General features: G+C 72.2%; 12 protein-coding genes. 2 read left to right on the forward strand and 10 right to left on the reverse strand.

Annotation, left to right across the window (positions count from 1 at the left end):
- The 7 genes from AB5J49_RS19255 to AB5J49_RS19285 all read right to left on the reverse strand — a co-directional run bounded on the left by AB5J49_RS19255 (position 1) and on the right by AB5J49_RS19285 (position 5,691).
- A complete protein-coding gene (locus AB5J49_RS19255; RefSeq protein WP_369169857.1) occupies positions 1 to 1,107 on the reverse strand; it encodes a hypothetical protein in 1,107 nt (368 codons plus the stop codon).
- On the reverse strand, positions 1,104 to 1,937 hold the full coding sequence (locus AB5J49_RS19260) for a hypothetical protein (protein ID WP_369169858.1): 834 nt from the start codon (positions 1,935 to 1,937) through the stop codon (positions 1,104 to 1,106). The genes AB5J49_RS19255 and AB5J49_RS19260 overlap by 4 nt, the downstream gene beginning before the upstream one ends.
- Positions 1,938 to 1,968: 31 nt before the next feature.
- Positions 1,969 to 2,652: an LPXTG cell wall anchor domain-containing protein gene (locus tag AB5J49_RS19265; RefSeq protein ID WP_369169859.1), complete on the reverse strand. Its 684-nt coding sequence runs from the start codon at positions 2,650 to 2,652 to the stop codon at positions 1,969 to 1,971.
- A 151-nt stretch (positions 2,653 to 2,803) separates the two neighbouring features.
- Positions 2,804 to 3,952 (reverse strand): serine--tRNA ligase, encoded by a 1,149-nt coding sequence (gene serS, locus AB5J49_RS19270; protein ID WP_369175193.1) that lies wholly within the window; start codon positions 3,950 to 3,952, stop codon positions 2,804 to 2,806.
- The gene (locus tag AB5J49_RS19275; protein ID WP_369175194.1) at positions 3,921 to 4,112 is read right to left on the reverse strand and encodes a hypothetical protein; all 192 of its coding nucleotides are present in this window, start codon (positions 4,110 to 4,112) and stop codon (positions 3,921 to 3,923) included. The genes serS and AB5J49_RS19275 overlap by 32 nt, the downstream gene beginning before the upstream one ends.
- Positions 4,113 to 4,465: 353 nt before the next feature.
- Positions 4,466 to 5,068 (reverse strand): ATP-binding protein, encoded by a 603-nt coding sequence (locus AB5J49_RS19280; RefSeq protein WP_369169860.1) that lies wholly within the window; start codon positions 5,066 to 5,068, stop codon positions 4,466 to 4,468.
- A gap of 236 nt (positions 5,069 to 5,304) precedes the next feature.
- Positions 5,305 to 5,691 carry an STAS domain-containing protein gene (locus tag AB5J49_RS19285; RefSeq protein ID WP_369169861.1) on the reverse strand — a complete coding sequence of 129 codons (387 nt, stop codon included), beginning with the start codon at positions 5,689 to 5,691 and terminating at the stop codon, positions 5,305 to 5,307.
- 237 nt (positions 5,692 to 5,928) lie between these two features.
- Between AB5J49_RS19285 and AB5J49_RS19290 the strand changes: the two genes are divergently transcribed.
- Entirely contained in the window at positions 5,929 to 6,882 is a 954-nt protein-coding gene (locus tag AB5J49_RS19290) for an RNA polymerase sigma factor SigF (RefSeq protein ID WP_369169862.1), read from the forward strand.
- A gap of 261 nt (positions 6,883 to 7,143) precedes the next feature.
- Complete coding sequence (locus tag AB5J49_RS19295) at positions 7,144 to 8,706, forward strand: ricin-type beta-trefoil lectin domain protein (protein ID WP_369169863.1); 1,563 nt, start codon at positions 7,144 to 7,146, stop codon at positions 8,704 to 8,706.
- A 25-nt stretch (positions 8,707 to 8,731) separates the two neighbouring features.
- On the opposite strand, the gene hutI is transcribed toward AB5J49_RS19295, so the two are convergent.
- The 3 genes from hutI to AB5J49_RS19310 are packed head-to-tail and all read right to left on the reverse strand — an operon-like array spanning position 8,732 to position 12,578.
- Positions 8,732 to 10,033 (reverse strand): imidazolonepropionase, encoded by a 1,302-nt coding sequence (hutI, locus tag AB5J49_RS19300; RefSeq protein WP_369169864.1) that lies wholly within the window; start codon positions 10,031 to 10,033, stop codon positions 8,732 to 8,734.
- The gene (locus AB5J49_RS19305; protein ID WP_369169865.1) at positions 10,030 to 11,379 is read right to left on the reverse strand and encodes a formimidoylglutamate deiminase; all 1,350 of its coding nucleotides are present in this window, start codon (positions 11,377 to 11,379) and stop codon (positions 10,030 to 10,032) included. Before AB5J49_RS19305 ends, hutI begins: the two co-directional genes overlap by 4 nt.
- Positions 11,376 to 12,578: an allantoate amidohydrolase gene (locus tag AB5J49_RS19310; protein ID WP_369169866.1), complete on the reverse strand. Its 1,203-nt coding sequence runs from the start codon at positions 12,576 to 12,578 to the stop codon at positions 11,376 to 11,378. The genes AB5J49_RS19305 and AB5J49_RS19310 overlap by 4 nt, the downstream gene beginning before the upstream one ends.
- Positions 12,579 to 12,614: the final 36 nt, after the last annotated feature.

The following is a 12,614-nucleotide window of genomic DNA, read 5'->3' on the forward strand; positions in this document are numbered from 1 at the left end:
TCACGGGGGTCCCTTCCTGGTCGGAGCCGCAGGACCCGGAGGACGCGTACGACTCGTCGGGCTGTCGTCGTCGTGCGGTGCGGAGAGCCGACCGGCCGTGCCCGGGTCGTTGTCCGGGGTGAACCACGGCAGGGCCGAGGGAGAGGAAGAGGCGTGCCTCGCCTCTTCGCGGGGCTTCAGCCCCGGGATGCGCAGGGCCATTTCGGGCAGGCGGGGTCCGCGTCGGCGGGCGGTCCGCCGCGGCCGTACCCGGTCCACCACCGCCATCCCGACGCGGAACAACGCCGCCGGTACGACCAGACAGACCAGGACCCAGAACAGCGTCACGCCCCAGGGCCGGCCCACGCCCCAGGGCTGCTCGGCCATCACCTTGCCGCCGTACTTCAGGGAGACGGTGTAGCCGCCGTGCGCCCCGGCGGCGAGCTCCACCGGCAGCTCGATCCGCGCCTTCCTGCCCGGCTCGATCGTGCCGCGCCACTGCTGTTCCTCCCACTGCGGGGCGAACACGCCGTGGGAGGTGCCGACTTGGAAGACCGGGTTCTTCACGGCGGAGGAGCCGACATTGCCGACGGTGAAGACGAGCGTCCGCGCCGGTGGTGCGCCGAACCACGTCAGCAGGCCACCGGAGCCCTCCAGCCGGGTCTCCGTGAGGACCGACAGGCGCCCGCCCGTCGGCTCCGCGGGCAGCGGCTCGACCGCGTGCCCGGCCACCTGGAAGATGGCGTCGGCCTCGGCCTTCGCTCCGGTCACGGTCGCGACGTGCACCACGCACGGACACGGCACGGGCGGCTCGGCCACCGGCAGCTTCCTGCTGAAGCGCCCCTCGGCGTCCGTGGTCACGGCCCTGCCGTCCGCGTTGGCGCAGGAGTTGGTGCCGCCCCGCACTCCGGTCGACGGCACGGACTGGCCGCAGATCAGGATCATCAGCAGCGCGCGCGGCCGCCAGCCACTTCCGGTGACGGTGATCGAACCACCCGTCCCCGCCTGGGACCTGGAGAGCTTCACGGTGGGCACCGTCCCGTCGGCGGCCCACCCGGTCACGGCCGCCCCCGGCAACAGCAGCGCCAGCACCGCCACCAGCGCCGCGATCCGCACCCTCCCGCTCACGTCCCCGCTCCCGTCAACTCGGCTTGACTGTGAGGCCGTTCGGCCGACTCGTCGGCGGTCGTCGTACGACGCCTGCGATGCCGTACGACGAACAAGGCGCCGATCACCGCCGCTCCTCCCGCGAGCGTGGCCCAGGGCACGAACCGCACCGACACCGCCGCCGTGTCGCTCGCCCCACCGGCCGCCGTCACCGTCAGCCGCACGTCGACCGCGTCGAGGACGGGCCGGTCGGGCCACGGCTCGGTGAGCTTCGTACGACTGCCCGGCGGCAGGTCGACGGAGAGGGTGCGCGGGCCGCGGTCCAGGACGGGGCCGAAGACTCCGCGCACCTGGACGGACAGCCGCGGCACAAGGGGCGTCGTACCTCGGTTGACCAGCTCGTACGTGATGCCGTCGGCGCGGACGGACACCTGCTCGACGGTCAGTGCCGCGACCTGCGCGACCGATGCCCTGAGATGGACCCGCAGGCGCTGGGTACGGCCGTCGGTGCCCAGCGCCACGATCTCCGCGGTGCCGTCACCGTCCGGGACGGTCACCGAGAAGGGCACGTCGGCTCGGGTGCGGGCGGGGATCCGCACCTCGCGCTCCGCGAAGGTGACCGGAACGCCGGTGGCCCGCAGCCGCACGCCGACCGATCGGCCGCTTCCGTTGGTCACGGACACCGTGTCCTGCAGGACCGCCCCCGGCTCGCCCTCGGCGTAGAAGGACGGCCGTCCGCCGCCGGAGGGCGCGACGGACCAGCCCTCGGCGGCGGTCGCCGTGGGGGTGGCGGCCGGCAGAGCCAGCAGGGACAGCAGGGACAGGCACAGGACACGGACGGCTGACGACATCGGCGGCTCCAGCGGTGCTACCACGAAACGGTCAGCGGCGTGCTGCCTGGCTCCTGCGCGTGAGCCACAGCGCTCCTGCCGCGCCCGCGAGCAGGACGGTGCCGCCGAGGGTGCCCAGGGCGATCGCCGAGTCCTCGGGGCCGGTCTGCGGGAGCTCGGAGCCGGATCCGGAGCCTGGCCGGCCGGTGCCGCCGCCCGCGCCGGCCGCCGCCGTCACGTCGAGGGTCAGCGACGGTCCGGGGCTGTTGGTGGGGGTGCACGTGGTCGTCGTGCCGAGCGCCTTGATGGTGAGGATCCCCGCCGTGAAGGTGACCTTGCCGGTCTTCTTCGGGGCGTACGTACCCGTCAAGTCATTGATCTTGATGGGGGTGTTGGCGGGGATCGCCTCCTGGTTGGCCGAGCCGGTCATCGCCAGCGTGCCGCTGTCGGCGCCGCCCAGCTTGACGGTGGCGCTCGGGCTCATCGCGCCCTTGCCCAGCTCGACCGGGCTGGACGAGACGCCCTTCTGCCACGACATGGTGACCTTGTAGCCGCTGCCGCTCTTGACGCCCTTGATGTCGATGGGCGACACGGCGCTCTTGTCGCCGATGGGCGTCTTGCAGGCGTAGTTGACGTCGACGACTTCGGCCCTGGCCGCGGGGGCGGCCATCAGCACCGCCGAGCCGGCCAGGGCCGCGACGGTCGCGAGCGCGGCGGTTCGCTTCTGCTTCGACACGGTCCCCTCATTCCTGACGGCACATCAGATCGGCCGTCAAGGTACGCCCGGGGCCTTGAGGAAGGAAGACACGGCGCACACCGGAGTTGTGGCGATCCGGCGTGCGCGTGCGGGGGTTCGGGTGGAGAGGGTGACCCTCGGTAACCCGGGGTCAGGTCGACGTCGCCCGCGGCCGGAGCACTTCGGGCAGCCCCCAGCGCCGCAGCACCTCCGGCACGGCGACCGTCCCGTCCGCCCGCTGATGCTGCTCCAGGATCGCGGGCACCAGCCGGCTGGTGGCGAGACCCGAGGCGTTGAGGGTGTGGACGTACGCCGCCTTGCCGCCGTCGGCCGGGCGGTGACGGATACCGCCGCGCCGGGCCTGGTAGTCACGGGCGTTCGACACCGAGCTGACCTCGGCGTACGCGCCCAGGCTGGGCAGCCAGACCTCCACGTCGTAGGTCTTGGCCTGCGCGGGGCTGATGTCCCCGGCGGCGAGCTTGGTGACCCGGTAGTGCAAGCCGAGTTCCGTGACCAACTCCTCGGCCCGCGCCAGGAGTTCGAGGTGCGCGGCGTCCGAGTCCCGCGGCCGGGCGAACTGGAACAGCTCGACCTTGTTGAACTGGTGCCCCCGCAGCGTCCCGCGGTCCGCCGTGCGGTGGCTGCCGCTCTCCCTGCGGTAACAGGGCGTGTAGGCGACGTACCTGCGCGGCAGTTCCCGCTCGTCGAGCGTCTCGCCGCGGTGAAGGTTGACCAGGGCGGGCTCGGCGGTGGGCAGCAGGAAGTGCTCGTCCACGCGGAAGACCTCGTCGGCGAACTTGGGGAACTGTCCGGCCGTGTACCCGGCCTCATAGGTCAGCAGGTGCGGCGGCAGCACGAACTCGTATCCCGCGCGGCGGTGTGCGTCGAGGAAGTGGCTGAGCAGCGCCCACTCCAGGGCGGCGCCCTCGCCACGGTAGATCCAGTAGCCGTTGCCGGCGAGGGCCGCACCCCGCTTGTAGTCGACCAGTCCGAGGTCCTGGGCGAGCTCCACGTGGTCCCTGGCCGGGAAGTCGAAGGCGGGCGCATTCCCCACGGCCCGCACGACCTCGTTGTTCTCCTTGCCGCCCGCCGCCACGTCAGCGTCCGGGAGGTTGGGCAGGGCGTCGAGGAACTCCTGGTGTCGGCCGGCCAGTTCGGCGAGATGGGCCTCCGCCTCGGCGAGTTCGCCGGCCAGGGTCTTGGCGGTGGCCTGGAGTTCGTCGGCCAGGGGCCGGGCGGTCGCCCGGGGCTCGTCGGCCGCGGTGCCCTCACGGCGTCGTACGGCGATCTCGGCCGAGATCCGCCCGCCGCTCCCCGCGCAGCCGCTCCACGGCCGTACGGGCCTCGCGGAAGGCGGCGTCGAGGGTGAGGAAGGCCGGGATGTCGGCGTCCACGGCGCGTTTGCGCAGGCCCTCGCGGACCTGGTCGGGGTGGTTTCGGATGAGGGTGACGTCGAGCATGGTGCGCGCTCCGTCCGGTCGGCCGGGGCACACGGTCCGCCCCGGGGTGGTCCCTCGGGGCGTGGGCGAGAGGGTGCTCGCGGTGCCACCACGCCTTCACCGCCGTACCCCACCTGCGTGGCCGTACGACGGACTCGTTCGGGCCCGATGACGGGGGCCGGCCGGCGGGGCATTTCCTCCCCGCACTCGGGAGTGGATTCACTCGGGACGCGAGGCCGCCTTCACAGCGATCGGCGGCTCTCTCGGCTCGCGGCCCCGGGTTACTTGTCTCCGTCAGCGCGTTGCAGGGAGAGTAGAGCAGCAGCTCAGCGCCGCGGAAGCGAATTTTCGTCCCGTACCGCCGGACGGGCGCCCTACGCCGGTGCTCCCAGCTCCGCCCACACCGTCTTGCCCGCGACCCCCGGCGTCCTCACGACTCCCCAGTCCAGGCACAGCCGCTGCACGATGAACATGCCGTGGCCGCCGGGGCGGCCCGCGCGGTGCGGCGTGCGGGGGGCCGGCTGGCCCGTGCCCTTGTCGGAGACCTCGATACGGATCACCTTGTTGTCGCAGGCGACCCACAACTGGTCGGGCCCCTCGGCGTGCAGACACGCGTTGGTGACCAGCTCGGAGACGACGAGCAGTACGTCCTCGGCCGCGGCCCGCTGGTCGGCGGTGGCGGCCGGCAGCCAGCCCCACGCGTACAGCGCCTGGCGGGCGAAGTCACGGGCGAGCGGGACGACCCCGCTCTGGTCGCCGAAGTCCAGCCGACGGACCTGACGCCCCGCAGCCGCCTGGACGGACGCCTCGGACGCCTCGGGCCTCAAGGACGGCACGGCGCCCCCGTCGGGCGTTGCCGCCGCCGGAGCGCCCTCGTCGGAGCCCCCCGCGGCCGGCACGCCCCCCTCGGACACCCCGGAAGCGCCGCTGGGCTCAGGGCCGCGGTCGCCCGGCGAGAAAGGCCGGGTGGTGCTCATCAGCGCTTCACCTCACCGATTCACCAGTTCAACGTTCACACGATTCACAAGTCTGTACGCAGAGTCAGTACGGCAGTACACGTCCCTGCCTGATGCGTCGGTCACAGTTCCCCACCCCCGGTGGCCGACCTCACAGCCGACAGGTTCAGGATGTCTCCTGCCCGACCGCGCCGAGGGAACACCCCCGGATTCGGCACGAATGATGTGACGTCTGATGCGGTGCCCGACGCGAGGGGTCAACCCGACCCGTCGGACTCGTCGGCCAGGGCGTCGTCGAGCGAGTCGTGGACCGTGAAGACCGCGTCGGCCCCTGTGATCTCGAACACGCGCGCAACGACGGGCAGCATGCCCGCCAGATGCACCCCGCCACCGGCGGCCTCCGCCTTCAGCCGGGCCCCGAGCAGCACGTTCAGCCCCGTGGAGTCACAGAACTCGAGCCGCGAGCAATCGACGACCAGCCGACTGAAACCCTTGCCGAGGCAGTCCTCGAGTGGCTCACGCAACAAATCGGCGGTGTGGTGATCCAACTCACCCGCCGGGGTCACGACGGCACTGGAGCCCTCTTCCCGCACCTCGACCAGAAGTCGGCCAGACTGTGCGCTGCCGACCGTCCCGCGGTCCATGCCGTCTCTCACTCCCGACGTCGTGGCTGCTGACTGACGCTTTCGAACACTACGCCTTCCCCACGCCCTCCAACACCCGAACATCCACCCAGAAACGGACATTTCGGAACAGAGCGCACTTGCGGTGGGCTCCCGAAAGCGGGTAGGGCTAGTAGAGACACGTAACCGACTCGGCCGGCTTTGGAGGCGCCGCACACCGCAGTGCACGCAGGCTTCGGCAGCCATATGCCGAGAACGATGGAGGACATCATGTCACCCCGGCTCGACGCATCGCATACCCAGACGGCGACGTCGGCACCCCGACCGGAACATCTGGATCCCATCGAGCGCGACAGCGCCGTACGTAACGAACCGGACTTCGGTCAGGAGTTGACCCAGGACGACGTACTCGCCGGGCTTCCGGACATCCCCCCGTACGACGAGGTGGGGCCGGTGGACGCGCGGGCCCTTTCCAAGACCCTCTTCGAGCGGCTGGAGTCGCTGGAGGAAGGGACCCACGAGTACTCGTACGTCCGCAACACGCTCGTCGAACTCAACCTCGCCCTGGTCAAGTTCGCCGCCTCCCGCTTCCGCTCGCGCAGCGAGCCGATGGAGGACATCATCCAGGTCGGCACCATCGGCCTGATCAAGGCGATCGACCGCTTCGAGCTCAGCCGCGGCGTGGAGTTCCCCACCTTCGCGATGCCGACCATCGTCGGCGAGATCAAGCGCTTCTTCCGCGACACCTCGTGGTCGGTGCGGGTACCGCGCCGGCTGCAGGAACTCCGGCTCGACCTGGCCAAGGCCGGCGACGAGTTGGCCCAGAAGCTCGACCGCGCCCCGACGGTGGCGGAACTGGCGGAGCGCCTCGGTCTGACCAACGACGAGGTCGTCGAGGGCATGGCGGCCTCGAACGCGTACACCGCCTCCTCGCTGGACGCCCAGCCCGAGGAGGACGACGCCGAGGGCGCGCTCGCCGACCGGATCGGCTACGAGGACCACGGCATCGAAGGCATCGAGTACGTCGAGTCCTTGAAGCCGCTCATCGCCGAACTGCCGCCCAGAGACCGGAAGATCCTCTCCTTGCGGTTCGTCGCGGGTATGACCCAGTCGGAGATCGGCGAGGAACTCGGCATCTCACAGATGCATGTGTCGCGACTGCTGTCGCGCACCCTGATCCGGCTCCGGAAGGGGCTGACGGTCGAAGAGTGACGACCGACGGCGGAGGGGCGCCCCCCTCCCCGCCGACACGCGCTGTGCCCGGTACCCCGCCGAATCCGTCGGCCGGATACCGGGCACAGCGCGTTCGGTCGTTCTCGGGCCGTTCATGGCCGTTCATGTCCGTTCATGGGCTGTTCACGGGTTACCCGCAGAAACCCTTTCCCCAAAGCTTCCCTTCCTCCACTATGAGCCGTCATACCCGCCGGTAGATCAATGCTGGAGCGGGTCGCACGGCTGCAAGGAGGCAGGCGGATGGCTCGGGCCGACGACGGCAGAGAAGCTGGCCCAGGGGTGCCTGCGGGCGCGGCCGACGCGCGGCTCACCGAACTGCTGGGCGCCGACACGGCCACCGCGTATCAGGCGCTCCAGGAACTCCGCGCCCGCCATCACGCCCCCGTCCTCGCCTACGCCCGCCTGTGCATCCCGAACGACTCCATGGCGCGGCAGCTCGCGGCCCAGGCGTTCACGCTCGCGGCCCGTCAGACGGCACGCGGCGTCGACCCGGGCCTGCCCTGGCGGCACCGGCTTCTGCTGCTGACCGCCCGGTCGGCCGGGACCTGGGCCATGGACGAACGGGCCGCGGGCCTCGACGCGGGCCTGCTCCTCGTCCTGAACACGACGGGTCCGTCCGGGCCGGTCCCGCCCATGCTCACGGCGTTCCAGTCCCTGCCGTCCCGCACGCAGGGCCTGATCTGGTACGGGGTCGTCGAGCGCGAGCCGGTGGAGCAGACGGCCGCTCTCCTCGGCCTCACCCGCGAAGACGTCACGTACGGCACCGCCGCGGCGCTCCAGCAGCTGGCCCGCGCCTGCCTGCGCACCCGTCTCGCCGCCTCCGACGACCCCGACTGCCCCGACTTCGGCCGCCTCATCGAGGAGTCCGTACGGCCGGACAGCCCCCGCGACAGCACCGACCTGCACGCCCACATGGCGCACTGCCCGCACTGCACGACCGCCTACGAGGAACTGTCGGCGCTCCGGGACACTCCGCGCACGACGCTGGCGGAGGGGCTGCTGCCGTGGGGCGGGACGGCGTACGCGGCGGGTGGCGCGGGCGTGCGGGAGGCCGTCGGGCTGGTCGCGGAGGGGAGGTGGCCGCAGGGGGCCTGGCCGTGGGATCGCCGACGGTTCGTGCTGGCGTCGGCGGCGCTCGGGGTGGCCCTGCTGCCGCTGGTGGCGTTCCTGGTGGCGCAGGGCGGTTCGTCGTCGGCGCAGGATCCGGTCGGCTCGGTCGGGACGCCGGTGAGTGTGCCGCCGGTGGCGGTGACGGTGACGGCCACCGCCACGGTTTCCCCGAGTCCGTCGCCTTCCCCCACCACCGAGCCGCCGTCCCCCAGGAAGAGTTCGGCCCCCTCGAAAACGGCACGCCCGAAGCCGCCGCCCTCCCCCAGTCCCGCCCCGACGCGCCCACCCGACGGCAGATACGCCCAAGTCGTGAACCTCGCCTCGGGGTTGTGCCTGGACGTGGCCGGTGCCTTCTTCGACGGAACCGATGTCGTCACAGCCCCCTGCACCGGCTCCCGCACCCAACGCTGGCGGGTCGACTCCGCGCGCGGCGTGCTCCAGTCGTCCGCCGACCCCGACTACTGCCTGGACAGCCGCGGTGCGACGGACCGGGGCGTCGGGATCTGGACGTGCGACTCCGTCCACGGTCGCAACGGGCAGAACCTGAAGTTCGTGGTGGACGGCGCCGGAGCGATCCGGCCGGCCATCGCCGTCGAGACGGCGGTGACACCGGACGGCGGCGCCGGGGAGGGGCTGTCGCTGGAGCCGCTGGACGGGGGCAGGGAGCAGCGGTGGAGGGCGGGAGCCTCCTGATCGGTGGAGGACGGGAGGCTCCTGATCAGGCCTCGCGCACGCCCCGGCGCCACACCTCGCTGACCAGCGGCACGCCCGGCCGATAGGCCAGGTGCACATGGCTCGGTGCGTCGAGGAGGAGCAGGTCGGCGCGGGCGCCCGGGGTGAGGTGGCCGATGTCGTCGCGGCGCAGGGCCGCGGCGCCGCCCGCCGTGGCCGACCAGACCGCCTCGTCCGGGGTCATCCCCATGTCCCGTACCGCGAGCGCGATGCAGAAGGGCACGGAGGAGGTGAAGGACGATCCCGGGTTGCAGTCGGTGGAGAGGGCGACGGTGACGCCCGCGTCGAGGAGCCGGCGGGCGTTCGGCCACTGGGCGCGGGTGGAGAACTCGGCGCCGGGCAGGAGGGTGGCGACGGTGCTGCCGCTCGCGAGGGCGTCCACGTCCGCGTCGGTGAGGTGGGTGCAGTGGTCGGCGCTGGCCGCGTCCAGCTCGACCGCGAGCTGCACGCCGGGGCCGTAGGTGAGCTGGTTGGCGTGGACGCGGGGGTGCAGGCCCTTGGCCTTGCCCGCGGTGAGGATCGCGCGGGCCTGGTCGCCGTCGAAGGCGCCCTTCTCGCAGAAGACGTCGATCCAACGGGCGTACGGGGCACAGGCGTCGAGCATCTCGCCGGTGACGAGGGCGACGTAGGCGGCCGGGTCGTCGGCGTGGTCCGGGGAGACGATGTGGGCGCCGAGGTAGGTGACCTCGTCGGTGTGGGCGGCGGCGATGCGCAGGGCCCGGGCCTCGTCCTCGACCGTCAGGCCGTAGCCGGACTTGGTCTCGAAGGTGGTGGTGCCCTGGTGCAGCGCCTCGCGGAGGTAACGGGTGAGGTTGGCCTCGAGTTCCTCGTCGCTCGCGGCGCGGGTGGCGGCGACGGTGGTACGGATGCCGCCCGCGCTGTACGGCCGCCCCGACATACGGGCGTTGAACTCCTGCGTCCGGTCGCCCGCGAAGACGAGGTGGGAGTGGGAGTCGACGAAGCCCGGGATGACCGCCCGGCCGCCCGCGTCGACCCGATTGTCAGTGGCGGGTGCTTTGCTTTGATCACCGGTCCACACGACGCGGTCGCCTTCGATGACGACGGCCGCGTCCTGGATCAGGCCAAGGGGGGATCCGTCACCTAGGGAGGGGTTGTTGGTGACCAGGGCGGCGATGTTGGTGATGAGCGTGCTTGCGGTGCTCGCGGAGTGGGCGGGGCTGACGGTCGTCGCGTTGCTCATGGCGTCCTTGGTGGCCTGGTCGGCGGTGGGGGCGGGTTCGGGGACAGCTGCGCAGGCGGGCCGCGCGGGTGGGCGGCCGGGGGTCATCCGCGCAGGGCTGCGACGGCGTCCGCGAGGGCTTTCGGCACATCCGGTACGAGTGAGTGGACCCCGTCCCGTACGACGTGCCGACCGCCCACGACCGTATGCGACACGTCTGCTGCCGACGCAGCGAATACGGCCGTCTCGGCCCCGAGCCGCGGAAGCGGCCCTGCCGTCCTGACCGAGTCGAGCGCGATCGTCGTGAGGTCGGCGCGTGCGCCGGGCTCGATGGTGCCCACGTCGTCCCAGCCGAGAGCCGCGTGGCCGTCGGCGGAGGCCGCCCGCAGGAGCGCCGCCGCCGTCCAGTGACCTCGCGTACGGGTGCGCAGGCGCTCGTTGAGCTCCATCGCGCGCGCCTCTTCGAGGAGGTCGATGACGGCGTGGCTGTCGGAGCCGAGGGAGAGCGGGGAGCCTTCGTTCTGCAGGGCGACGGCCGGCCCGATGCCGTCCGCGAGGTCCCGTTCGGTGGTCGGGCACATACAGGTGCCGGTGCCGCTGCCACCGATCAGGGAGATGTCCTCGGCGGTGAGGTGGGTGTTGTGGACGCCGGTGGTACGCGGTCCGAGCACGCCGTGCAGGGCGAGGAGCTGGGTGGGGGTGCAGCCGTGGACTTCCAGGCACGCCTCGTTCTCGGCGGTCTGCTCGGACAGGTGCACATGCAGCGGGGCCCGCCGCTCCTCGGCCCACCGCGCCACGGTCGCCAACTGGTCGGCGGGCACGGCCCGTACGGAGTGGATCGCCGCCCCGATCCGTGCGTGATCCCGGTCCTTGAGAACTGAACAGCGTTCGGCCCAGGCATCCGCGCTGCCGTCGGAGAAGCGGAGCTGGTGGCTGTTGGGGGCCTGCCCGAAGCCGGAGGAGAGATAGGCGGTGTCGAGGAGGGTGATGCGGATGCCGGCGTCGGCGGCGGCCGCGACCAGGGCCTCGCCCATCGCGTTCGGGTCGGCGTACGGGGTGCCGCCCGGGGCGTGGTGGACGTAGTGGAACTCGCCGACGGCGGTGATCCCCGCCAGCGCCATCTCGGCGTACACGGCGCGGGCGAGGGCGTGGTAGGTCTCCGGGGTCAGCCGGTCGGCGAACGAGTACATGACCTCGCGCCAGGTCCAGAAGGTGCCGGAGCCGACCTGGACGGTGCCGCGCAGGGCACGGTGGAAGGCGTGCGAGTGGGCGTTGGCCAGCCCGGGGAGGGTGAGCCCGCGGAGGATCTCGGCGCCGGAGGGCGGGGCGGGGACATCGGTCCGGACGGCGGCGATGCGGCCGTCGCTCACGTCGAGGGCGACGCCCGGCTCGACGTGGGTGTCGAGCCAGGCGTGTTCCAGCCAGTAGGTACGGGTCTGCTGGGTGGGCGTCACGTGCAGGCCAGTCCTTCCAGTACGTCGGCGAGGGCGATGACTCCGGCCACGCAGTCGTCCTCGGCGGCGAACTCGGCCGGGGAGTGCGAGACGCCCGTGGGGTTGCGTACGAACAGCATGGCGGTCGGGATGGTCCCGGAGAGGATTCCGGCGTCGTGTCCGGCCCCGGTTCCCAGGACGGGGACGGTGATGTCGGAGTCCTTGCCGAGGATGCGGGCCAGTTCGTCGCGCAGGGCGTGGTCGAACTCGACGACGGGCGTGAAGGACTCACGGACGATGTCGAGGTCGATGCCGTGGGCCGCCGCGTACTCCCGGGCCGCCTTCTCGATGCCGCCGACGACGGTGTCGAGGCTCGCCTGGTCCTCGGCCCGGGAGTCGAGCCAGCCGCGCACCAGGGAGGGAATGGCGTTGACGCCGTTCGGCTCGACGGAGATCTTGCCGAAGGTCGCGACGGCACCGGCGAGTCGAGCCTCCCGGCGGGCGGCGAGCACGGTCTCGGCGTACGCGAGCATGGGGTCGCGCCGGTCCACGAGGCGGGTGGTGCCGGCGTGGTTGGCCTCGCCCCGGAAGTCGAACCGCCACCGGCCGTGCGGCCAGATGGCGCTGGCGATGCCGACGCGGTCGCCGGACAGGTCCAGGGCACGGCCCTGCTCGACATGCAGTTCGACGAAGGCACCGATGCGGGCGAGCCGCTCCGGGTCGGCGCCGATGGTGTCGGGGTCGTACCCCGCGGCCTCCATGGCCCGGGGCAGGCTGACCCCGTCCCCGTCGGTCAGCTTGTGGGCGTTGTCGACGGTGAGCTGTCCGGCGGCGAGCCGTGACCCGACACAGGCGAGCCCGAACCGGGCGCCCTCTTCGTCACCGAAGTTGACGATGGCGAGGGGCTTGGTGAAGTCCACGCCCCTGCCCCGCAGTTCGTCGAGAGCGGCGAAGGACGACACCACCCCGAGGGGCCCGTCGAAGGCGCCCCCGTCCGGCACGGAGTCGAGATGCGACCCGGTGACGACGGCGTCCCGGGCAGCGGGGTCACCGGCCCAGGCCCACTGGTTCCCGTTCCGGTCGACCTCGTAGGCGAGCCCGCGAGCTTCGGCCTGCTCCTTGAACCAGGCCCGGCAGTCGAGGTCGGCGCCGGTCCAGGCGAAGCGGCGGTAGCCGCGGGAGCCGGGGTGCCGGCCGATGGGGAGCAACTCGCGCCACATCTCGTGGAAGGAGCCGCCACCCGCGACAGGCCGCGC

It is taken from the genome of Streptomyces sp. R28, assembly GCF_041052385.1.
Taxonomy (GTDB): domain Bacteria; phylum Actinomycetota; class Actinomycetes; order Streptomycetales; family Streptomycetaceae; genus Streptomyces.

Bases quoted from the DNA above. Each gene is read 5' to 3' on its own strand.
- AB5J49_RS19280 (WP_369169860.1), bottom strand. From the start codon at position 5,068: ATGAGCACCACCCGGCCTTTCTCGCCGGGCGACCGCGGCCCTGAGCCC.
- AB5J49_RS19295 (WP_369169863.1), top strand. From the start codon at position 7,144: ATGGCTCGGGCCGACGACGGCAGAGAAGCTGGCCCAGGGGTGCCTGCG.
- AB5J49_RS19260 (WP_369169858.1), bottom strand. From the start codon at position 1,937: ATGTCGTCAGCCGTCCGTGTCCTGTGCCTGTCCCTGCTGTCCCTGCTG.
- AB5J49_RS19290 (WP_369169862.1), top strand. From the start codon at position 5,929: ATGGAGGACATCATGTCACCCCGGCTCGACGCATCGCATACCCAGACG.
- AB5J49_RS19285 (WP_369169861.1), bottom strand. From the start codon at position 5,691: ATGGACCGCGGGACGGTCGGCAGCGCACAGTCTGGCCGACTTCTGGTC.
- hutI (WP_369169864.1), bottom strand. From the start codon at position 10,033: ATGACCCCCGGCCGCCCACCCGCGCGGCCCGCCTGCGCAGCTGTCCCC.
- AB5J49_RS19275 (WP_369175194.1), bottom strand. From the start codon at position 4,112: ATGCTCGACGTCACCCTCATCCGAAACCACCCCGACCAGGTCCGCGAG.
- AB5J49_RS19310 (WP_369169866.1), bottom strand. From the start codon at position 12,578: ATGTGGCGCGAGTTGCTCCCCATCGGCCGGCACCCCGGCTCCCGCGGC.